The 21,276-nt window shown below is 45.4% G+C and carries 16 protein-coding genes; 7 read left to right on the forward strand and 9 right to left on the reverse strand.

The window, feature by feature from the left end; translation table 11 throughout:
- Positions 1-32 precede the first annotated feature (32 nt).
- Positions 33-1,220 (reverse strand): ectoine hydrolase DoeA, encoded by a 1,188-nt coding sequence (gene doeA, locus V1U08_RS13755; RefSeq protein ID WP_014233710.1) that lies wholly within the window; start codon positions 1,218-1,220, stop codon positions 33-35.
- A 459-nt stretch (positions 1,221-1,679) separates the two neighbouring features.
- Positions 1,680-2,684: a LacI family DNA-binding transcriptional regulator gene (locus V1U08_RS13760; protein WP_330470817.1), complete on the reverse strand. Its 1,005-nt coding sequence runs from the start codon at positions 2,682-2,684 to the stop codon at positions 1,680-1,682.
- A gap of 382 nt (positions 2,685-3,066) precedes the next feature.
- Here V1U08_RS13760 and hxpB point away from each other — a divergent pair, with 382 nt between their 5' ends.
- Entirely contained in the window at positions 3,067-3,741 is a 675-nt protein-coding gene (hxpB, locus tag V1U08_RS13765) for a hexitol phosphatase HxpB (protein WP_081281046.1), read from the forward strand.
- A gap of 226 nt (positions 3,742-3,967) precedes the next feature.
- On the opposite strand, the gene V1U08_RS13770 is transcribed toward hxpB, so the two are convergent.
- Both V1U08_RS13770 and V1U08_RS13775 read right to left on the reverse strand, forming a co-directional pair.
- Positions 3,968-5,404: a 6-phospho-beta-glucosidase gene (locus tag V1U08_RS13770; protein WP_330470818.1), complete on the reverse strand. Its 1,437-nt coding sequence runs from the start codon at positions 5,402-5,404 to the stop codon at positions 3,968-3,970.
- Positions 5,405-5,416: 12 nt separating this feature from the next.
- Positions 5,417-7,306, reverse strand: a complete 1,890-nt coding sequence (locus V1U08_RS13775; protein ID WP_330470819.1) for a beta-glucoside-specific PTS transporter subunit IIABC — start codon at positions 7,304-7,306, stop codon at positions 5,417-5,419.
- Positions 7,307-7,714: 408 nt separating this feature from the next.
- Between V1U08_RS13775 and V1U08_RS13780 the strand changes: the two genes are divergently transcribed.
- Positions 7,715-9,157 (forward strand): glycoside hydrolase family 1 protein, encoded by a 1,443-nt coding sequence (locus V1U08_RS13780; protein ID WP_330470820.1) that lies wholly within the window; start codon positions 7,715-7,717, stop codon positions 9,155-9,157.
- A gap of 56 nt (positions 9,158-9,213) precedes the next feature.
- Here V1U08_RS13780 and V1U08_RS13785 read toward each other — a convergent pair whose 3' ends face one another.
- Positions 9,214-10,230 (reverse strand): AraC family transcriptional regulator, encoded by a 1,017-nt coding sequence (locus V1U08_RS13785; protein ID WP_330470821.1) that lies wholly within the window; start codon positions 10,228-10,230, stop codon positions 9,214-9,216.
- Positions 10,231-10,358: 128 nt separating this feature from the next.
- Between V1U08_RS13785 and V1U08_RS13790 the strand changes: the two genes are divergently transcribed.
- Genes V1U08_RS13790 through V1U08_RS13800 form a run of 3 tightly spaced genes read left to right on the forward strand, consistent with a single transcriptional unit; the run spans position 10,359 to position 12,737 of the window.
- Entirely contained in the window at positions 10,359-11,120 is a 762-nt protein-coding gene (locus tag V1U08_RS13790; RefSeq protein WP_330470822.1) for an SDR family NAD(P)-dependent oxidoreductase, read from the forward strand.
- Positions 11,121-11,161: 41 nt separating this feature from the next.
- The gene (locus tag V1U08_RS13795) at positions 11,162-11,674 is read left to right on the forward strand and encodes a 2,4'-dihydroxyacetophenone dioxygenase family protein (protein WP_014233718.1); all 513 of its coding nucleotides are present in this window, start codon (positions 11,162-11,164) and stop codon (positions 11,672-11,674) included.
- Positions 11,675-11,678: 4 nt separating this feature from the next.
- Positions 11,679-12,737, forward strand: coding sequence for a zinc-binding dehydrogenase (locus tag V1U08_RS13800; RefSeq protein ID WP_330470823.1), 1,059 nt, complete (start codon positions 11,679-11,681; stop codon positions 12,735-12,737).
- A gap of 67 nt (positions 12,738-12,804) precedes the next feature.
- Here the strand turns inward: V1U08_RS13800 and V1U08_RS13805 are convergent, their stop codons facing one another.
- Positions 12,805-13,716, reverse strand: coding sequence for a LysR family transcriptional regulator (locus tag V1U08_RS13805; RefSeq protein ID WP_065303317.1), 912 nt, complete (start codon positions 13,714-13,716; stop codon positions 12,805-12,807).
- Positions 13,717-13,940: 224 nt separating this feature from the next.
- Between V1U08_RS13805 and V1U08_RS13810 the strand changes: the two genes are divergently transcribed.
- Entirely contained in the window at positions 13,941-16,820 is a 2,880-nt protein-coding gene (locus tag V1U08_RS13810) for an amylo-alpha-1,6-glucosidase (protein ID WP_330470824.1), read from the forward strand.
- Positions 16,821-16,905: 85 nt separating this feature from the next.
- Here V1U08_RS13810 and V1U08_RS13815 read toward each other — a convergent pair whose 3' ends face one another.
- On the reverse strand, positions 16,906-18,441 hold the full coding sequence (locus V1U08_RS13815) for a DEAD/DEAH box helicase (protein WP_330470825.1): 1,536 nt from the start codon (positions 18,439-18,441) through the stop codon (positions 16,906-16,908).
- Between the two features lie 227 nt (positions 18,442-18,668).
- Here V1U08_RS13815 and V1U08_RS13820 point away from each other — a divergent pair, with 227 nt between their 5' ends.
- Positions 18,669-19,097, forward strand: a complete 429-nt coding sequence (locus tag V1U08_RS13820; protein ID WP_118120659.1) for a VOC family protein — start codon at positions 18,669-18,671, stop codon at positions 19,095-19,097.
- Between the two features lie 48 nt (positions 19,098-19,145).
- Here the strand turns inward: V1U08_RS13820 and V1U08_RS13825 are convergent, their stop codons facing one another.
- Both V1U08_RS13825 and V1U08_RS13830 read right to left on the reverse strand, forming a co-directional pair.
- The gene (locus V1U08_RS13825) at positions 19,146-19,856 is read right to left on the reverse strand and encodes a lipoate--protein ligase family protein (protein WP_330470826.1); all 711 of its coding nucleotides are present in this window, start codon (positions 19,854-19,856) and stop codon (positions 19,146-19,148) included.
- A gap of 162 nt (positions 19,857-20,018) precedes the next feature.
- Positions 20,019-21,047, reverse strand: a complete 1,029-nt coding sequence (locus V1U08_RS13830; protein WP_330470827.1) for a hypothetical protein — start codon at positions 21,045-21,047, stop codon at positions 20,019-20,021.
- Positions 21,048-21,276: the final 229 nt, after the last annotated feature.

Raw genomic sequence — 21,276 nt, forward strand, 5'->3', positions numbered from 1 at the left:
TTTGCTAAGTTCTTCGTTTCAACCCTTTCTAATCAGTGTTTAACAAACAAGTGGCGGGGGAAATCACACAATGTTTTTGCGCCAAGTCGGGTAATAACAATACTTTCCGTGGTCTCTAGGCCCCAGTCTTTAAACCATAGGCCGGGCATAAAATGGAACGTCATGCCCTCTTTTAGAACGGTTTTGTCGGTGTCGCGAAGACTCATGGTCCGTTCGCCCCAATCGGGTGGATAACTCAGGCCAATGGGATAACCGCAACGAGCGCCTTCACGGGAAAAGCCTGCTTTATCGAGGACTTTATTCAAAGCGTTGGCGATATCAGCACACGTGTTGCCGGGTTTAGCGACTTCTAAACCTGCTTCAAGACCTCTTGTGAGCGCTTCGTCGGCACGTTTAAACTTGTCATCAGGTTCGCCTAAGAAAATAGTGCGGGATAGAGGGCAGTGGTAACGCCGATGTGCACCAGCGATTTCAAAGAAGGTCCCTTCTCCTTTTTTGAACGGCCTGTCGTCCCAGGTTAAGTGAGGCGCGGAAGCATCAGCACCCGAGGGCAATAGCGGAACAATCGCGGTGTAATCACCAAAATGATCCTCATGACCAAGGACCGCCTGACGGTTAATCTCTGCAACCAGATGATGTTTAGGCAAGCCTGGTTCGATCATATCAAACGCGACACGATGCATGTTTTCGACAATACGCGCAGCGCGGTACATGTAGGATAACTCTTGGTCCGACTTTACGGCACGGCACCAGTTAACCAGACCCGTTGCATCGAGCAACTGTGCGTTTGGCAAGTGATCAATCAATGACTCATAGGCGGTTGCACTAAAGTAATAGTTGTCTTTTTCTACGCCGATACGACCTCGATCCCAGCAACGTGGTGTCAATACAGCTTCAACCAGATAATCCATCGGGTGCAGAGGTGGATTCATGACGTAATGGTCGGGGTAGGAGGCGATGTTTTCAGCCGACATATACGCGGTTCTGTAAGCACCATTCGCGTCTTGGCAACGCCCGAACCATATTGGTTCACCTTCAGGTCCTACAATCACACATTGTGGCACATAGAAAGACCAGCCATCATAGCCAGTTAGCCAAGACATATTGGATGGGTCATGGATAATGAGTACATCCAATTCTCGTTCGAGCATCGATTGTCGAACTTTGGATAAACGTTCTTGGAATTCCTCCAACGTAAAATGCATAGTAATGCCTCTCATACACTCTCCTTGTTGAAAATCCGATGCTCTTGGCCCTCGGAAATGAGGTCTCTGTTTTCCTATTCAGATCGCTTGGATCTGTCGCAATCTTTAACCATGGCTTGGAATCGATGGTTAAAAATATCGGTGCATTTATAAATTCCTCGTTATTCTTGATACTTATCAATAAAGACAATTGTGGTTGAGATTTGTACTCAGTGCTGCATTTTTTAATGTAAAAAACACTGTCAAAGGTTTTGAGACAAAGGAGTGTTATCAGAATTGGAACTAATAAGATTCTGTATTTTCGTAAATTTTTGAGGGAAGACTGTGAACTAATCACCTCTGAGTAAACGGGAGATATTGAGCGAGTTGGAGATAGGATTAGGGACGAGTAGGACGTATTTTTGCCTTATCTAGCCCGCGCCGATAAAGGAAAGCTACGCGCGGGTTAGTCAATTTTTAGGTGTCAGAGAGCGATCAATTCAATTTTTGAGTAGATTCTCTTACTTGCAGCGAGCCCTGATATTGGAAGTGTTTTTGAACGGTCTGCTGTTCTTTATTCAGCGTCAGTGCGGTAGTGATAGCATCGCGCGTGAGTTCTAAAATGGGCAGTTCCACGGTTGAAATTCGCGGTACCATAAAACTCGCTGTTGGGTCACCATCGATACCAATGACTGAAACATCTTCAGGAACTTTTAGTCCTTTGTCATGCAGTGCACGAATTGCACCGATGGCCATAGAGTCGGTACACGAAAAAATAGCGCTAAAAGGTACGCCACTATCAATCAGTTTGATTGTTGCATCGTATCCACTTTCAGGATTGCTCTGGCCTTCATAAACCAGTCCGTCATTTACTTCAATGTCATGTTTGATCAAGGTTTCTTTATAAGCTGAAAGACGCTTTTGTCCTGTGCTGCTAGACATTGGAGTAGTGATACAAGCAATCTGTTTATGGCCAAGATCTAAAAGGTATTGAGTTGCGACACTTGCCACTTGCTCTTGATCGAAATAAAAGCTGAATAACTTTTCATCGTCCAGAGCGCGATTGATGACGATAAGTTGGGTTTTCATTTCCTGCTGCAGAGTAGAAAGTTGCTGCTCAGACAAATGACGGCTGTAAATCAGAATAGCATCGCAGTTATGAGCGTTAAGGGAGCGCACTGCTTCCTCTTCGCCCTCTACATTGTCGCTGCTGTTCATCACAAACAATTTCTTGTCAGCTTTTTGCATATCCATCGCAGCTTCTGTCAGCATGGAACCAAAATAGTGACTTTCAAAATGAGGGAGAACTAAACCGAACGTATTGTAGCTGTTTGTTGCCAAAGCACGCGCAAAAGCATTAGGTTGATAGCCTAAAGATTTCATAGCCGCTAGCACAGACTCACGAGTCTGATCTTTCACATATTCGCTTCCATTTATAACTCTGGATACGGTTGCCTTTGAAACACCTGCAGCTTTACATACGTCTTTGATTGTCGCCATTTTTTTATTCCCAAATACTTTGGTTTGACAGTTTACACTATTTGTCTGAGCGAAGGTAAACCGTTGTCTTATTTTAGACGTAAGTCCAATACACACAGATTCATCACGAGGCATAAGAGCAAAAAATTGTCTGGTTTTGCTTGTCCTCACAGTTTTCTGAGAATTATCTTACTCTAACTGTAACCGGTTTCAATTGTTGGTGTATGCTATTTATGAGCAACAGAAGTCTCTTGATAAGTTTAAGTACATTTATGCTTTGCTATTCAGTGATCTGACGGTAATGACTCCTACAGGATTTCCCTGTCAAAACAACCTAGTTCGAATCCTGCATCTTAAAGTCATTTTGATAACACTTTTCATAATTAAGGAACAGGAAACCATTTTGATAGAAACAATTATTTTTGATATGGACGGCGTGCTGGTTGATTCTGAGCCGTTCTGGCGCAAGGCGAAAGTCAACGCGGTTGCACGTTTTGGTGGGCAAATCACCGAGCAACTTGCTTATCAGAGTACCGGTCTTCGCATCGATGAAATCGCCAATTACTGGATACGCTACTGTAATTTAGATCCGAAATGTGCCCCTGATCTTGCAGATGCTATTTTGACGGAAGTGATCGGACAAATTAAGACGCACGGTCAACTTCTTCCGGGCGTGAAAGAATCTCTAGATTTACTGGCCAAAACGGGTTTGAAAATTGGGTTGGCTTCATCTTCACCTTTACGCCTAATCGAAGCGGTTCTGGAAACATTTGAAATCGGTAAGTATTTCTCGGTCTATGTTTCGGCAGAGCATTTGCCGTATGGAAAACCTCACCCTCAGGTGTACATGGATGCGGCAGTGAAGTTGAACACAGAGCCTCATAACTGCTTGGCTATTGAAGACTCAGTTAACGGTTTGATTGCCGCGAAAGCCGCAGGTATGACCGCCATTTGTGTACCTGAACCAGGGCAGGAAATGAATCCACGCTTTGGCATTGCAGATATCAAGCTGACCTCTCTTGAAGACTTTTCTACGTCCAAAGAGGTGGTGAAACTTCTCGGTAAATCAATAGCCTGATCTTGCACGGAATAGAGATTGGCTGACGGCATTCGCTGCAATTTAGGTTAAATAAAAGGGCTTCCCCTGGGATCTGGAGAAGCCCTTTTTTTGTTCCTAAAATATCTGCTTTGACTTAAATCCGTTATCTGCGGTCGTGGTTTATGAGCGATCTTCAGGACAAAAAAATGCACCCTTCGCCGGGGCTTAGGGTGCATTGTTCTATCTATAGTTTCTCGCTGGCGCTTTACAGTTTTTCACCGTTGCTGCTGATGACGTCTTTGTACCAGTAGAAGCTCTTCTTACGGCTACGGCCCATGGTTCCAGTGCCATCGTCGTGACGATCGACATAAATAAAGCCATATCGTTTACGGTATTCACCCGTACCGTAAGACACGCAGTCAATGCAGCCCCAAGGGGTGTAGCCCATTAAATCAACACCGTCGTAGTTAACCGCTTTCTGCATTTCTTCAATATGCGCTTTCAGGTAGTCAATGCGGTAGTCGTCGTTGATTTCGCCGTTTTCTTCAACTTTATCTATTGCGCCAAAACCATTTTCTACAATGAACAGTGGCTTGTTGTAGCGCTCATACAGTTCGCAGAGCGAGTAGCGCAAACCGATAGGGTCAATCTGCCAGCCCCATTCAGAGGCTTGAACGTATGGGTTCTTAACGCTGCCCGTAAAGCCACTCATTGAGCCTTCTGTAGTTTGTTCCGCATCAGCTTTTACCGCTACCGACATGTAGTAACTAAAGCCAATATAGTCGCAAACGCCTTCTTTTAAGATCTCCAGATCGCCGGGTTCCATCTTGATGTTGTAGCCTTTGCGTTCCCAATCTTTCAGTGTGTATGCCGGATATTCGCCGCGCATATGGACATCACTGAAGAAGAAGCGGTTACGCATTGCTTCTTGAGCCAGCATGACGTCATCCGGATTACACGAATATGGATAAATAGGTACCCATGCAACCATACAGCCAATTTGGAAGTCCGGGTTGATCTCATGACCCAACTTGACCACTTTTGCACTGGCTACCATTTCATGGTGAACCACCTGGTACATGCACTCTTCAGGGTTTTCCTCAACTGTGTAATCCACGCCTGAGTTTGAGTAGCCCCACAGAGGTAAATGCAAATCGCGTTGGTTATTGATTTCGTTGAACGTCATCCAGTATTTCACTTTGTTCTTGTAACGACGCATAACGGTTTCTGCGTAGCGAACAAAGAAGTCGACCACACGACGATCTTTAAAGCCCCCGTACTCCTTCGATAAATGCAGCGGCATTTCAAAGTGGGATAGGGTAATGACTGGTTCAATACCGTGTTTCAATAACTCATCGAACAGGTCATCGTAGTACTGTAAGCCCGCTTCGTTTGGTACTAGCTCGTCACCTTTAGGGAAAATACGTGGCCAGTAAATAGAGGTGCGGAAACATTTAAAGCCCATTTCGGCCAGCAGTGCGACGTCACCTTTGTAGTGATCGTAAAATGCCGTAGCCTCGTGGTTAGGGTAGTGGTAACCCTCTAACACACCATCGGTAATTTTACGTTGAGTGTTAACATCACCACCGGACAACACATCTACGATACTCGGGCCTTTACCATCTCGGTCCCATCCGCCTTCAACCTGGTGAGCTGCAACTGCGCCGCCCCATAAAAAGTTTTCCGGAAAAATACTACTCATCTTTACTTACCCTTAAGCCATTTGAATAACAGGCTGTCCAATTTCAATTTGTTTGTCTTCTTGATCTTGCTCGATCAGTTCAAATTCGTACTCATCACTGTTCATTACGATAAACGGTGTGGTGGTGTCATAACCTGCGCTAGCAATGCTTTGCAGATCAAATTTGATCAGTGGGTCACCCGCTTTAACTTGTTGGTCAAGTTCGACCAAACATTCAAAGAATTGACCTTTTAGTTCTACGGTATCGAGTCCGACGTGAATCAGTACTTCAGCACCATTGGTGGATGTCATTCCGACGGCATGCTTAGTCCCAATAACCGATGAAATCACAGCGTCACATGGGGCTCTCACAATTCCTTCTGCTGGTCGGATAGCGACACCATCACCCAATAACTTTTGTGAAAAGCTTTCATCGTTAACGCTTTCTAGAGGAATAATCTCGCCTTTTAATGGGCTAACTAACGTCGCTGTCTTTTTCATTACAGGCGATAATTCTGGCGTTACTTTTAAATCACTCTCTTGCTTGTCTTCTGCTTCTACTGGATCTTCAAAGCCAACAAAATAAACCAGAGCGATGGTAACAACGATGGTGATGCCTGTGCCCAGCAGTGCACCAGTAAATGAACTTGGGTTATCTGGGTTAATCGCGTTAACTACGGTCAGAATGCCCGTCAGCCCTGCATAAGCATAGTAGTACGTGTTGAACAGGCTCGCGACCGCTGCACCTATTGCGCCGCCGATACAGCCGCAGATAAATGGTTTTTTCAGTCTTAATGTCACACCGTAAATTGCAGGTTCGGTAATGCCGAAGAAGCCTGTGATGCCTGCTGAATAGGCGGTCGTTTTCATGCGAGTATTACGAGACTTTAATGCGACAGCGAAAGCGGCAGCCATTTGTGCCACAACGGCGATACCACAGAAGGCCTGAATTGAGTCGTAGCCAAAGTTTTCATAGTTTGCCAAGACGATTGGCGTGGTGCCCCAATGTACGCCAAAGATAACCAATACTTGCCAAATACCACCAATAACAGCCGCGGCGATGACGGGTGCAACGTCGTACAGTGTGTTGTAGCCAGTTGCAATCAGGCTTGCGACGAAGCTGGTTGCAGGGCCAATTAGTACCAGTGTCGCAGGAACCATGATTAACATGCAAAGTAGCGGCGTGAACAGTTCACGAACGACATCAGGTAGGACGCGTTTAATGTATCTTTCTACATAGCTCAATGCCCAAACCATGAAAATAGGTGGCAGCACCGATGCGGTATAAACGGTTTTCGCCAGCGGTAAACCTAAAAAGGTTATTAATTCACCATCAGCGATTCGCGACGCCATGTCTGCCCAAGATGGATTGATGAGTGCACATGAGCAAAGGATCGCAATAAGAGGGTTACAGTTAAAATGTTTGGATGCGGTGATGGCGATAAAAACAGGAAGAAAGACAAACGGTGTCCAGGACATGAAGTTCAGAACTTCAAATGCGCCAGTTCCGGCAACGCTTGGAGCTAGATAGTGGACGAAAATTAAAGCGCCCTGCAAGATACCAGCAGCAGCAAGAATATAAACAAAAGGTGCGAAGATGGATGACATCGACGCAATAATAGCGTCCATGAGTCGCACTTTTTCAGTACTTTCAGACATCAATGACGTATCAACTAACGATGACATTGCGGCATAAACATCTTGTACGTGAGTACCGATAACAACCTGAAACTGCCCGCCACTCATGACAACCGTAATAACGCCTGGCATTTCTTTAATTTTGTCAGCAGCACCATCAGGCGTTTCCTTTAACACCAAGCGCAGACGGGTCGCACAGCGTGAAAATCTCGTGATATTTTCTTGTCCGCCAACTTGCGCAAGAATGTCTTTCGCAAGCTGAGCATAATCTCTTACCGCAGCCATAATATTCACCTTTCCCTTTATTATATTCACTTACAGCTAAGCTTTTGGAACCGGTTTCAGAATAGTTCTAAAGCGCTTTTTACATCAATAGGGATAAAAAGCAATAAAGAATTGGATCACAGAAACAATCGCCAGACGATTTAAAAACGCTATACGGATCTCTTTTTCTGGCGTTAAGAACACATTCAAGCGCGGCATTTAGGGTAAGAAATAACCAAAAATGATGATGCCAAACGTTGGAGTTGGGTTTATTTTCGTCATCAATCAGCCTTAAAAAATATTTTTAAGCATCATTGTAACCGGTTTCATTTTGTGTTGTATTGTATAGAAATACATCTCGGAACTGAAGTGAACTTAGGTTTGAGTTGAGCATTAAATATATTAACTTATTGAATAATGGTGAAATAAATGAGCAATAACGTTTTTCCAGAAGATTTTATGTGGGGTGGTGCAACCGCAGCAAACCAATTTGAAGGGGCATGGAACGTAGACGGTAAAGGACCAAGTACAAGTGATATGTTTAGTGGTGGGACTCATACCGTTGCTCGCCGGATCACTCGCACTATTGAAGAAGGTGTTCACTATCCTTCACATGAAGCCATCGACTTTTATCATCGCTTCAGAGAAGACATTGCCTTGTTCGCTGAAATGGGCTTTAAAACCTTCCGTTTTTCCATTAACTGGACCCGAATTTTTCCAACCGGCATGGAGCTGGAACCCAATGAAGCGGGTTTGAAGTTCTATGAAGACGTTATTGACGAGCTAAAAAAGTACGATATTGAGCCATTAGTTACGATTTCACATTACGAACTGCCATTTGGCCTAACTCAAGAATATAACGGCTGGGTCGGAAGAGAAGTTGTCGATTGCTATACGCGTTACGCGGAAACACTGTTTAAGCGCTTCAATGGCAAAGTGAAATACTGGTTAACTTTCAACGAAATCAACATCGGTACGATGCCTATCGGAAACTACTTAGGCTTGGGCATCCTTAACGAAGGTACCGAAGACTTTATTAGTCAGGTTGACTACCCGCAGCTACGTTTTCAGGCTCTGCATCATCAGTTTGTCGCCAGTGCAAAAGCGGTAAAACTGGCTCATGAGATCAATCCTGAGAATAAGGTTGGTTGTATGATCTGCTTCCTGACCACTTACCCGTTCACGTGTAATCCTGAAGATATTGTGCTTGCTCAAGAACACATGAAAATGCACAACTACTTCTGCGGTGATATTCAGGTGCGCGGTCAATATCCTTACTACGCAAAACGCTACTTTGAAGAAAATAACATCGAAGTGAAAATGGAAGTGGGCGATGCAGAGATTCTTTCTGAAGGAACCGTCGACTACTACACACTAAGCTACTACATGTCGAACTGTGTTTCCGCGGATTCAAGTAAGGAAACGACGTCAGGTAACCTAATGGGCGGCGTGAAGAACCCTTACTTGCAAGCATCAGACTGGGGTTGGCAAATAGACCCAATTGGTCTGCGTTACACACTGAATGAAATCTACGCTCGTTATGAGATTCCTTTGATGGTGGTTGAAAACGGTTTAGGTGCGTTCGATAAAGTCGAAGAAGATGGCTCAATCAACGATAGCTACCGTATTGAATACCTGAAAGCGCATATTGAGCAAATGGGTGAGGCAGTAAAAGATGGCGTTGAGCTATGGGGTTACACACCTTGGGGTTGTATCGACTTGGTGAGCGCATCCACTGGTGAGATGGAAAAACGCTACGGCTTTATTTATGTCGATAAAGACAACAAGGGGGAAGGTACCTTAGATCGTAAAAAGAAAGCCTCTTTCGACTGGTACAAGAAAGTCATCGCTTCAAATGGTACAGAGCTTTAACGTTTACTTAAGTCGTTCAAGTAAATCAACCAACTGAAAGTAAAAGAGTGCTGATATTAGCGCTCTTTTACTTTTTCTAATTTATGATCTTTTCGCCACTGACTCGGTGACTTACCCGTCCATTGACGAAAGTGACGGCTAAAGACCGCCGTTTCGGCATAGCCAAGTTGTAGGGCGATATCGGTAATACTTTGGATATTTTCATTAAGGCGACGTTCCGCCAGGCTCTGCCTCACTTGTCTCAAGAGCAGGCTATAATTCTTCCCGCGCTCTTTTAATCTTATTTGTAGCATTCTCGGGTGCATGTCTAATGCTCTGGCAACTTGTTCGACACTGCACTCACCTGTTGGCAATAACCGCCCAATCATATCTCTGGCTTGATCGCTCAGATTATCCGGATAGCGATTTTGCAGGTATTTAAGATGCTCCTGAAAGTGTCGATCTAACGCGTCTTCATCTTGATGGTTTCGAGTATCAAGCAGGCTCGCCTTGAGCATAATGCCGTTAAATTTCTCACCAAATCGAATCTTGGGTAACGGGGCTGAGTTGCCGATTCGGTTTTGCAAGCTGCCAAATTGAGTCAGGTACAGGGTGAAACTATTCATATCAATATTGAGTAAGTTCGCCATAAACCTAGCCATCTGCATGACACTCATTTGCATCAGTTGCGTTGTCACCTGTTCACTGTAGGTATCGATAGTTAAAGCAAGTTTCATCCAATCATCTTGTGGTGTCATCGAGAATTTAACACCGGAAGATTGCAAATAGAGGTAATCATTAGCACGTAATAATGCCTCTCTGACCGTTTCAGCGCGAGCGACCAGCATAGGTAAGTCACCTAAAGCATTAAAGCTTTGCCGTTGAGCCAATAAGACTCCAAACATCGGTTCCTGACAACGTAACGCTGCGACTTCCAGCAGTTCGGCCAGCCTCGAATTGGCGATGTAAGTATCGGGATCGCGGAACTGGGCAGCAGAAAGCCCTGCCTGTTTCATTATTTCTATCGGATTTTGTCCGTGTTCAGAAACTAAACTATCAAATTTGTCTGCTGCACCGCTTCTAACGATATACATATCTCGATTTTGAAATGTTAATGGTTTGTAAATCGCAATATATCAAATTTTATTCGCAAAAGGTCAAGTGAGTGTCAATGAGTTGATCTAAGTTACATTTTCATAACATATCGTAGAAGGGAAGCTAAATGGAATTGATGAACAAAACTGCGATCGTCACTGGTGCCGCTGGTGGAATTGGTAAAGCCATCGTAGGCAAGCTACGTGAGCAGGGAGCGAACGTACTGGCAGTCGATATTTCAGAGCAGTCGCTTGACGTTTATAAAGACGCTGACCCGAAATCATTAAAAACCTTTTCGGCGGATGTGACGGATTTTCAGCAAGTGGAAGCCATGGTCAACTACGCTGTCGCGGAGTTTGGCAAGCTGGATATCATGATTAATAACGCTGGCATTGGTTTAGCCAAACCGCTGCTAGAGCATGATCCGGTCGCTGATTTTGAGCCCGTTTCTAAGGTAAACCAAAACGGGGTTTACTACGGCATTTTGGCGGCAGGACGTCAGTTCCAGGCACAAGGCACACCTGGAGTCATCCTTAATACCTCTTCTGTTTATGCGCAAATGGCGGCGGAAATGACGTTCACTTACAACGTGAGCAAAGCCGCGGTCGACATGATGACAAAATGTGCAGCTTTGGAGCTGGCACCGTTGGGTGTTCGTGTTTGCGCCATCGCACCGGGTCGCGTGGATACACCAATGTTGCGCCAATATGAAGCGATTGGCCTTTGGGACCACATCCGCAAAGAGCAGATGCGCGATACCTTTACTCAGACAGAAGAAATCGCAAACGTGGTTGCATTTTTGGTCAGCGAAAAAGCGAACTGCATCAACGGTTGCACAGTCAGTGCATCAGACGGTTTCGAGAATTTTAAATACCCACTACTGGGCTAAGACGTGGAAGTCTAATTACAACAAGAGCGAGGAAGCAAATTATGTCATTACCAGAAGTTATTCAGCATCAGGATTTTCTGTTAACTCTAAACACCAATGAAGAGTCAATCATCAAAGATGCACTACCGGGTGTCGATGTTTACCCGCTGTTTCTTGACCCAGAAAACGGCACTTGGGTAATTCGAGCGAAGTTTAAGCCAGGAATTACACTACCTAAGCACTTCCACACAGGCGTGGTGCATTTCTACACGCTAAGCGGTATGTGGCACTACACCGAATACCCAGATCAAAAACAAACGGCTGGCAGCTACCTGTACGAGCCAGGCGGTTCTATCCATACATTCCACTGTCCAGAAGAGTCAGGCGGTGCTGATGGCTTTATGGTCATTCAAGGTGCGAACATCAACTTTGACCAAGATGGCAACTTCATGAACATCATGGACGCGGGTTGGATCGAGCAAGTGGTTATCGCAACGGCTAAAGCTCAGGGCATCACACCGCGTTACATCAAGCCAGGTGCGATTGCAGCTTTAAGCGACGAGCTTGGAGAGTAATTCCATGACAACAATGAACAGTATCGTAATGCAGGATGGCGGCGTTCACCTGCAACAGGTGGATGTGCCTAAACCAGCACCGGGCCAAGTACTTGTTCGTAGCTTAGCGTGTGGTATTTGTGGTTCAGATTTACACATCGCACGTCATACGGATGAAGTATTCGATGTTTACCGCAAACTTGGTGTGATGTCAGAAAGCATGGATGACCATACTCAAGTCATGCTAGGTCACGAGTTTTGTGCGGAAATCGTCGAATATGGTGATGATACACAACAAGCTCTGCCGGTTGGTAGCCGCGTGACTTCTGTGCCTATCCTCATGAGCCAAAATGGCGCTGGTGTTGGTGTGACTCCGGGTATTCATGGTGCTTACTCTGAATATTTCTTGCTTGATGAAGCACTGCTTCTGCCTGTTCCTGAGAATGTACCTTCAGAAGCTGCCGCGCTAACAGAACCTCTGGCGGTTGGTTTGCATGCGGTGAACCGCAGTGACATCCAGAACGATGAAGTGGCATTGGTTGTTGGTTGTGGTCCTATTGGTCTTGCGGCTATCACGGCGCTTAAATTGCGTGGTGTTACCAATATTCTGGCGGTCGATATTCAAGATGAGAAGCTGGAACTGGCGAAAGAGTTTGGTGCAACGCGCACGGTAAATCCGACCAAAGAAGACGAAGTTGTCGTCGGTGCCGAAGTTGCAGCAGGTTCGCGTCTGGTTATCTTTGAGTGTGTGGGCAAACACACCTTGATTGATGACTTTATTCGCCGTGCTCCAGCTGGCGCTCGCATTGTGGTGACTGGTATTCATACCACACCTACGAGTATCAACTATGCTTACGCGACCGTTAAAGAGCTTGATCTACGATTCTCTTACTATTATCAGCCACATGAGTTTGAGCAATGTCTTCAAGCCATTGCGGAAGGCAAAGTTCCATGGAAGAAAATGCTGACGGCGAAAGTGGGTATGGATGGCGTTGAAGGTGCATTTAAGCAACTTATGACACCAAACGACCACATTAAAGTTGTCATTGAACCTTGGCGAAATGGCGAGTTACAAGTCGTTTAATTTAAGTTGATTGCATAAGGGTTTTTACCTTACTCACGCCCCAACATACACTTGTGTTGGGGCTTTTTTATCTGAGTAATTTAGCTCGCTGAGTAATACCTGAGATTAAATCAAGGTGTGGCTCGGATGTTTCGCGCCGATGACGATAAATTCCTACCGTTCCCGGTTTTGGTTCGTTTGCCATTCTTAGACATTGCAATCCAAAGGATTCGAGATAGGGTTGCAAATGACGGGTATATGACATGACCGCGACACTCTCTTTCAACATATCAATACTGGCAAGTAACGAATCCACTTCGTAGGTTGGCCTGTCGTCCAATTGTTGTCTTTCGCGCTCATTCTGCTTTGGAATGGGATTATCGATAACGTGATTAAATTTTTTCGCATCATAAGTGACAGAGAGAGCAGGGTACTCATGCAGCATTTCGTCTGTGACGACTTTTCCTAACAGAGGATGATCGGGAGAAACGAAATACGCATCCACGGTTTGAAATAAAGGAATAAAAGTGACATCACACTTAGAAGACAACCCGACGATTTCATGACCGATAAAAAACTCAATTTGTTCGTTGATCAAAGAATCCATGAGCCCGAGGTGATTACCAAACTCAACATGTGTAGATGCGGATGGCAATTTAGAAAGGTGATCATTAAGCGCTTGTTTTACAAACAACGGCCACCACGCATCGCCCGTTCCCATCTTTATCTTGCCGACTTGATATTGCCTTCTTTCTTCAATGCTCTGCATCATTTGGTTGTATTCGTGTTGCATCGCATTGCTGTGTCGATAAAGGATTCGGCCATATTCAGTTAAAACCATGCCATTGGGACGACGTTCGAACAGTGTTACGCCAAGATTCTCTTCAAGTTTCTTCAAATTACTGGTCACGGTCGGTTGACTAAGCCCCGCCAATTTTGCTGCGGCACTGATGCTTTGACAGCGAGCAACCAGTAAAAATTGCTGCAGAGATTTATCCATTTCTACTTACCCCTTTTTAAGCGCGGGGTATTTTGCACACTTTCATGGACGAATCACAAACTTGGCATTCAAATTTGTAGGAAAAATCTGAGATTCATAGATCTAAATCACCGTTGGAGGGTAGAGGTATAGATGCCATCTATAGCTAAGCGTTTTATACCTATTTTTCTCGTAAGAATGCGTTCCTTAGACTAACGCCCAAAATAACAATCTAAGGAATGAACATGAAACCGAGCTTTATTGCACTTGCTGTCGCGTCTTGTATTGGTCTGGCTGGATGTGGCTCTGATTCGTCAGAGGTCATAGAGCCTGTCGACAAACCTATTATCTCTGCGGACTTGTATTTACGAGGATTAAACGGAGATTGGGGCACGGCTGACCATGCCAAGCTAAACTATCTGGGTAACAATGAGTACGAAACCGTACTGCGCGTCGCTCGAGGTAGTAATCAGTTTAAGATTGCTGATCCGGGGTGGCAGATCCAATACACCTATTTTGAGGAGCCTGCGGCGTTTGATGAAGCTCAGGATTACTTGCCAAAACCCGATAGCAATGAAGCGTGTATGAACGATGATTGTAACTCGGAGATCACGTTTGCAGACAAAGGCTACTACAAGTTTTCTGTAAGCTTTGCTGATGAAAGTCGCGCGACCATGACAGTGACAAAAGCAACCCAAGAAGAAGCAGAAAAATACTACTCTGATGCGATCTTAGATCCCGCAATGGTTCACGAGGGGCATCAGAGTAAAGAGGTGAAACTGTTCGCCAACTATGATGACTCTAGCGACACCGTTACTTTCTCTGTGAAAGACCCTGCTGCAGAGATGCGTGAGTTTGGTATTTCAACCACCACCGAGCTAAGAGATGCTCTGGATCAGGGCGTGGTTGTTAATGAGCAAGCGGGCCCAAGAGTTTTGTCGGGTGATGTGGCGTTCGATGCGCTGTTTGCATTGACGATGAAAGAGCTGGATCAACTTGCGGTCTCACAAATCCAAGACGGCAATTACAACTACAACAACCCAATTGAAGCCGAAGTTTTTGAGACGGGCGCGAAATGGCACTATGTCTGGACGCGAGATCTCGCCTATGCTGCGGATCTTTCTCTTGCTCTTATGAACCCAACTCGCGTTCAAAATGGCTTGAACTTTAAACTGTCTGCTTTCCGCGAAACGACAGAACAACAGTATGATGGTGAGCAAATTGTACAGGATACTGGTACAGGCGGAAGTTGGCCTATCAGTACCGACAGAACCACTTGGGCACTCGGTGCTGAACGATTACTTTCGGCGTTGGATGGAGAAGAATACAGCCAGTTTGCTGAACGCGCTTATAAAGCGATCAGCAACACGTTAGAGGCCGATCGACTTGCTGCTTTTGACGCTAAATCAGGACTTTATACCGGTGAACAGTCCTTCCTTGACTGGCGTGAACAAACTTATTCCACATGGACGCCCGATGATGTGAATGCCATCGGCAGTAGCAAAGCGTTGTCGACTAACGTGGTCCACTACCGCGCGTTAAAACTTGCCGCGAAATTGGCCGAGCAATACGACTCGACTAATGCCGTGAAATACAGTGAATGGGCAGAGCAATTGAAGTCTGACATTAATGCCCAGTTCTGGAATGCTGAGCGTGGCCTGTATGTGAGTTACCTGTTCGACAACGGCAAAGACATCGCCGTCGATAAATACGACATGCTGGGTGAGGCGCTTGCGATCATCAGTGGCATCGCGACAGACACACAAGCTAAGCAAATCATGTCGAATTACCCACACAGCGAGTTCGGCGTACCGGTTTATTTCCCGCAACAACCAGATGTTCCTGTCTATCACAACCGGGCAATCTGGCCTTTTGTGACAGCCTATAGCTTGCGCGCTGCGCATCAAACGCAAAATGTTGCTGCGGCGAACAATGCAATTCAGTCTCTGGTCCGTGGAACAGCAACCAACTTGTCGAACATGGAAAACCTAGAGTGGTTATCGGGTAAATCTTTCATTATTCACAGTGACCACGGTGAAGATCCGAGTCTCGACGGGCCAGTTATTAACTCTCAGCGACAACTTTGGTCTGTCGGTGGCTACCTGAATATGGTGGTGGAAACTATTTTTGGCATCCATACCGAAACGGGTCAGCTTGAGATAAAACCGTTTATTACCAGTTGGGTGCGCAATCACTTACTCGCTCAGTCTGATGAAATCACGCTGGAAAACTTTGCATTCAAAGGGAAAACTTACTCGGTGACGATCGATCTGCCTGAAGTCAGCGAAGATGAAACTGGCTACTATCCGGTAGAAAATGTCACTCTGGATGAAGATGGAAGCTACCGCGTGACATTAGGTGGATTGGTCAATGTTGAGAGTGAAGTAAAACTGGTCTCGGGCGTTGCACCATACGCCAGCGAAGATAGCCGTGTTTACTCGCCGCAAGAACCTACCTTGGTCGCGACATCCGCAGACAATTCAGTCAACATTGCTGTAGAGAGCAAATACAACGTGAACTTGTACCGCAATGGCGATTTAATTCAGTCTAACGTGGCTGCACAGACATACACAGATGTGCCAGAAGGTTTTGCTTGCTACATAGCGGAAAGCATCAATGATCAGGGTTTCCGCTCAAACCCAAGTCAGCCTGTTTGTGTCGGCGAGGAGCTTCGTATCAAACTGGAAGGGAATTACCAGCCTCTGAAAGATGACGTGTCAGTTGTCACTGTAAACAAAGACAGTGGCGCAGTGAATGGGCTGGAGTCCTTCTCCGTACCATCAAGTGGTACTTACCAGTTTGATGCTTGGTACAACAATAATTTGGGCCAGCTTAATACGGGGATCACTAACGCCGTTAAGCTACTAGAAGTGACCAATGAGTCAGGCACCGTCGTTGGCCAAGGTTACTTGCAGATGGGGCATATTGGTGAAAACCAGGGCATGCGCTACTCAACACCCGTTGAAATCGCGCTTGAACAAGGTATGACTTATCAGATTGCGCTGAAGGATCACTTCAATATGAGTTATCTCAAATCGAACGAAACGTACATTTACGCGGGCGGCATTGAAGGTGAGCTGAATGAAGCCCAAATTGCGGATATTCGTATTACCCCTGTGAAATAATTGACTCGCTTGGCATAAAAACAAAGCCGCTCATGTGATGAGCGGCTTTGTGGTTTTCAATCAGGTTAACGTGCTAGAGGCAGAGTTAGTTTGCTGGTTGTGGACGAGCCTTGCGACGCTGACCCGATGGCTTATTGCCGACTGGTTTAGCGCCTTGTGGCTTGCGATTACCTGCTGGCTTCCCGCCATTACCACTTTTATTTCCATTTGGCTTGTTGCCATTTGGTTGGGTGTTTGAGCGCCCTTGGCCTTCACGGTTACCTTTTGGTTTACCCGCTCCGGCTTGGTTAGCGCCATTTTTGTTGCCGGTGTTATTACCCTTGCCGTTACCATTGAAACGGCGTTTAGGTTTACCCGTACCGTTAGAGGCTTTTTTATCGGCAGGTTGCGTGTTGCTGCCTTCCGCTTGAGGTGCTTTTGGCTTTTTAGGTTTCTTTGGTTTTTTCGGCTTAATCGGACGCGTATCCAGTTTTGACTCTGGCACGACATTCGTTGGTGCGAAGCCATCAAGCTCTTTACGTGGCAACACTTCTTGGATCAAACGCTCGATCGCAAATAATTCTGGCGCTTCAATCGCACAAACCAGAGAGATCGCTTTGCCCACTTCGCCCGCACGACCAGTACGACCAATGCGGTGAACGTAATCTTCTGCCACTTTTGGCAATTCAAAGTTCACAACTTGTGGCAACTGAGGAATATCAATACCGCGAGCGGCGATGTCAGTCGCAACCAGCACACGAATTTCACCCGATTTAAAATCAGCCAGTGCTTTGGTACGTGCACCTTGGCTTTTATTACCGTGAATCGCTGCCGCTGGTAGATTTTGCTCTACCAGGAACTTAGCCAAGCGGTTTGCGCCATGTTTTGTACGCATGAATACCAGTACTTGTCGCCAGTCACCATCATTAATCAGCTTCACCAGCATCGGCGCTTTTTTCTTCACGTCTGATGGGTAAATACTTTGTTCAACGGTTCGTGCTGTAGAGTTTGCTGGGTTAACTGAGATCTCGACAGGGTTGTTCACCAAACCTTTCGCAAGGTCGCGTATCTCATTTGAGAACGTCGCAGAGAACAGTAGGTTCTGACGCTGCTTAGGTAGTAAATCGAGAATCTTACGAATATCGCGAATGAAGCCCATATCTAACATACGGTCCGCTTCGTCCAGCACCAGTACTTCCAGTTGGTCGAACTTAATTGCGTTCTGGCTGTAAAGGTCCATTAGACGACCTGGAGTCGCGACCAGTACATCCGCACCTTTACGCAGGCGCAGCATTTGCGGATTGATCTTCACACCGCCAAATACCACGGCGCTCGTAAGCGGCAAGTGACGGCTGTACATGAAGACGTTTTCCTGTACCTGAGCCGCAAGCTCACGGGTAGGGGTCAGGATTAAAGCTCTAATATGATTACTACGAACGCGAGGTCCATTGGACAAACGCTCCAGGATTGGCAGCGTAAAGCCTGCTGTTTTACCTGTACCAGTCTGTGCTGCTGCCATGACGTCTTTCCCTTCCAATATTGCCGGAATTGCCTGAGCCTGAATTGGAGAAGGGGTATCGTAGCCTTTTTCCTGAATAGCTTTAAGGATTGGAGCAGATAGACCTAACGAGGTAAAACCCATATGTATGATTCTCAATTGTCGAGTTAGATAACAACGCGTCGAAATTAGTTTCGCCGCGAAAAGTGCGACATTCTGAGGCTTTTATGCGCGAGCTTCAACTAATTCCGTATTTGATCGCCATCTCATTTTTGTATCCACATTCAAAATCGCCCTTTACCTAAACTTAACTTGAGGTTCTAGAGTGAGTAGTAAGGACATGAAAGCGAGAAGAAAAAAGGAAAACACCAATGAAAAGTTATGTTGAACACGCCAATATCTCCGTAGTCGATGCGCAGAAGACCATTCAATTTTTAATTGCAGCGGTTCCTGAGTGGACAGTACGTGGCGGCGGAAAAATTGATAACTGGTTTGGTCGAACGATTGAATGGTTTCACGTTGGCGACGACCATTCTTATATTGCGATCTCTTCAGGAGGGAAAGGAGAAGCGAACCATTGGACATCGCAATTTACTGGCGTCAAACATGTTGGGATTGTGGTTCCAGATGTAGAGGCGCTCATCGAACGTCTAAGGCTCGCAGGGTACGAACTGGATCATAGAGGTGATGAGCACCCGTTCAGAAAGAACGTCTACTATATGGAAGATCACGGCATGCAGTTTGAATTTATTGAATATTTTTCTGATGTGCATAGTGAGAGAAATGATTACTCTCACTAACTGATTTAAGACGCTTGGAGCAGGATTCACATCTTGCTCCTTTTTAAGCTACGTGCGGTTGGCTTGTTCTAAAAAAGCACTGGTTAGTCGCTGAAATAACGCGTCAACCGTCGGCCTATCTGAGATGTGATCGAATAATGGTGTGTGTACATCACCACGAATATTATCGTTGTGACCGCAGAGTTGGTTACACAGTCGCACTGGCTCAACAATTTTGTCGACATTGGCATCGATCAGGATGCAAGCCTGGGACAAGACGACTTTTCCTCCGCCTTTTTTAAGTAATACACGTTGTGCGGTTCCGACGACTTTTTGCCCTCCAATATTCAAATTGTACTCACCATCACAGTACGAGTATGGCGTCGCGTGCACGTCTACCTTAACGCCAAGTTGTTCAAAAAAGACCTTTAAAATTGAGCACAAATCGAGGTAGGCTTTTTTTATGTCGTAGGGTTGATCTTCTGGCCAATGATAGATGTGAGATAGGTTGATGATCCCCGGAACTTGAGGAACTGGAGCACCACCAGTTTTACGAGAAAATAACTTCCAGCCGGTGTTGTCCAGAGCGTTTTTTAATTCTTCCGATACTGGCCATTTCCTACCTGCTGGTAATACTAATGTCGGGCTTTTGACTTGCCAAAGAAGCAATACTTGCGAAAGCTGATTAGATTGAACCTGGGCGATTAGCTCATCTTCTTTATCAAAAACATCAGAGACTTCCGTTGCGACATAACGGATCAGTTTATTCTTTGCAGCCAAATATTATCCCTCACTTATTACTACCACTCGTTTTATCGCAGATACAAAAAGAATACTAGTTAGCATCTCATTGTTTGGGTTGTTTATCTCATAGAAGAAGTGTCAAAGCAGGCTGGTTAAGCCTGCTTTGTTCGCTTTAGTTTGTTTCATCTCTATCTTCGACTAGTTTATGTCAGCCGTCGCGATAGCGATTAAGTCGGTAAATGACAATGAAAAAGGCTGTTCTGTGTTCAACGCCTTGGCCGGAAACTCTATGCTTAATTGGGCATGTTCGGGAGTTCTTTGCACAAGTTGCGTGACGAACGTGCGAGTTTCTCCAGGTGAAATAGATAAATGTTTACTCCCGTGAGAAGAGAGTTCTGCAATGCCTATAGTTGGTATGCTGTTACCATCATTATCTTCAATACTGAGCAGAGATTCAGGTCTGTATAGAAGGTTTCCGCTTTCATTACGATAAGCGCTAAACGTATTGAATTGAGGCTCTAACTCGCCCTCAGCGCCGATGTTCGTGACGGAGAAAGTTACGTTGGAACCGTCAAAGTCTTCCACTTTCACCATCACGTTATCGTTTTGATAGCTAGCAGCGGCAACAGCGCTAGAACCTTCTTCGTTGTTTTGCTGGTCGTTATTGCGTTCGTTCGATTCGCTCGGTTGTTTATTGCTTTGTTTTTTGAACATAGCGTAAGACTGATCTGCCATCGCGATGAGTGCAGGGATGGAGTAAAGGGTAAGACCTTCTAAATGGTCAAAATCTATTTTCGCATGCTGGGTCAGTTTATTATTTGAAAACTGGCAATAACCATCGATAAGGCTGATCAATGCCAGCTCATAGGTGCCTTTCAATCGCTCTGCTTCCTTCGCGGCCAGATTTAAATTCGATCTCATCTTTTGAATGTCATTGAGAGTACGTTTGGGATAGCGGCCATTGGGCGAAACATCATTAGAAACCGATACCAGTTCTTCCGTTACAAACGGATTTTTTGCTGTCGGAATGACGGTAGTGATGTGGTTAGATTTCGTTATATCCTGACCGAGTAACATTACCATTTTTTGAGAGACTGACGTTCGGTTGGTTGCAAGTATGTTGTTGCAGTTTGGCGATGTTGCCGCGTATGAGTAGTAAACGGGAAAATAGGAAATTAGGACCGCTAAGCCCGTAACGACGAGTACTTTTGTTATTCGAGTTTTCATTCTGATAACCCCTCTGTCTCTTAGCGCGATAGGCTGACGTATTGCCCCCAGTCAACCTAATTGGTTCGCGCTTTCAGAATGGTTGTAATCAACTTTTAGTAGCAGGTTACCTTGTTATATTGCGTCTTCGTCACTTTGAAACTCTTTAAATCCGTACGTTCAAAAGTGCCTGATTTAGAGCGCATTAATGCTACAAAGTTGATGCCTTTTTCTGAAAGATAGACGCTAC

The organism is Vibrio sp. YYF0003 (assembly GCF_036350715.1).
Classification (GTDB): domain Bacteria; phylum Pseudomonadota; class Gammaproteobacteria; order Enterobacterales; family Vibrionaceae; genus Vibrio; species Vibrio natriegens.

Bases quoted from the DNA above. Each gene is read 5' to 3' on its own strand.
- V1U08_RS13810 (WP_330470824.1), top strand. From the start codon at position 13,941: ATGAAACCGAGCTTTATTGCACTTGCTGTCGCGTCTTGTATTGGTCTG.
- V1U08_RS13780 (WP_330470820.1), top strand. From the start codon at position 7,715: ATGAGCAATAACGTTTTTCCAGAAGATTTTATGTGGGGTGGTGCAACC.
- V1U08_RS13760 (WP_330470817.1), bottom strand. From the start codon at position 2,684: ATGGCGACAATCAAAGACGTATGTAAAGCTGCAGGTGTTTCAAAGGCA.
- V1U08_RS13770 (WP_330470818.1), bottom strand. From the start codon at position 5,404: ATGAGTAGTATTTTTCCGGAAAACTTTTTATGGGGCGGCGCAGTTGCA.
- V1U08_RS13785 (WP_330470821.1), bottom strand. From the start codon at position 10,230: ATGTATATCGTTAGAAGCGGTGCAGCAGACAAATTTGATAGTTTAGTT.
- V1U08_RS13805 (WP_065303317.1), bottom strand. From the start codon at position 13,716: ATGGATAAATCTCTGCAGCAATTTTTACTGGTTGCTCGCTGTCAAAGC.
- V1U08_RS13830 (WP_330470827.1), bottom strand. From the start codon at position 21,047: ATGAAAACTCGAATAACAAAAGTACTCGTCGTTACGGGCTTAGCGGTC.
- doeA (WP_014233710.1), bottom strand. From the start codon at position 1,220: ATGAGAGGCATTACTATGCATTTTACGTTGGAGGAATTCCAAGAACGT.
- V1U08_RS13800 (WP_330470823.1), top strand. From the start codon at position 11,679: ATGACAACAATGAACAGTATCGTAATGCAGGATGGCGGCGTTCACCTG.
- V1U08_RS13820 (WP_118120659.1), top strand. From the start codon at position 18,669: ATGAAAAGTTATGTTGAACACGCCAATATCTCCGTAGTCGATGCGCAG.
- V1U08_RS13795 (WP_014233718.1), top strand. From the start codon at position 11,162: ATGTCATTACCAGAAGTTATTCAGCATCAGGATTTTCTGTTAACTCTA.
- V1U08_RS13790 (WP_330470822.1), top strand. From the start codon at position 10,359: ATGGAATTGATGAACAAAACTGCGATCGTCACTGGTGCCGCTGGTGGA.
- V1U08_RS13775 (WP_330470819.1), bottom strand. From the start codon at position 7,306: ATGGCTGCGGTAAGAGATTATGCTCAGCTTGCGAAAGACATTCTTGCG.
- V1U08_RS13815 (WP_330470825.1), bottom strand. From the start codon at position 18,441: ATGGGTTTTACCTCGTTAGGTCTATCTGCTCCAATCCTTAAAGCTATT.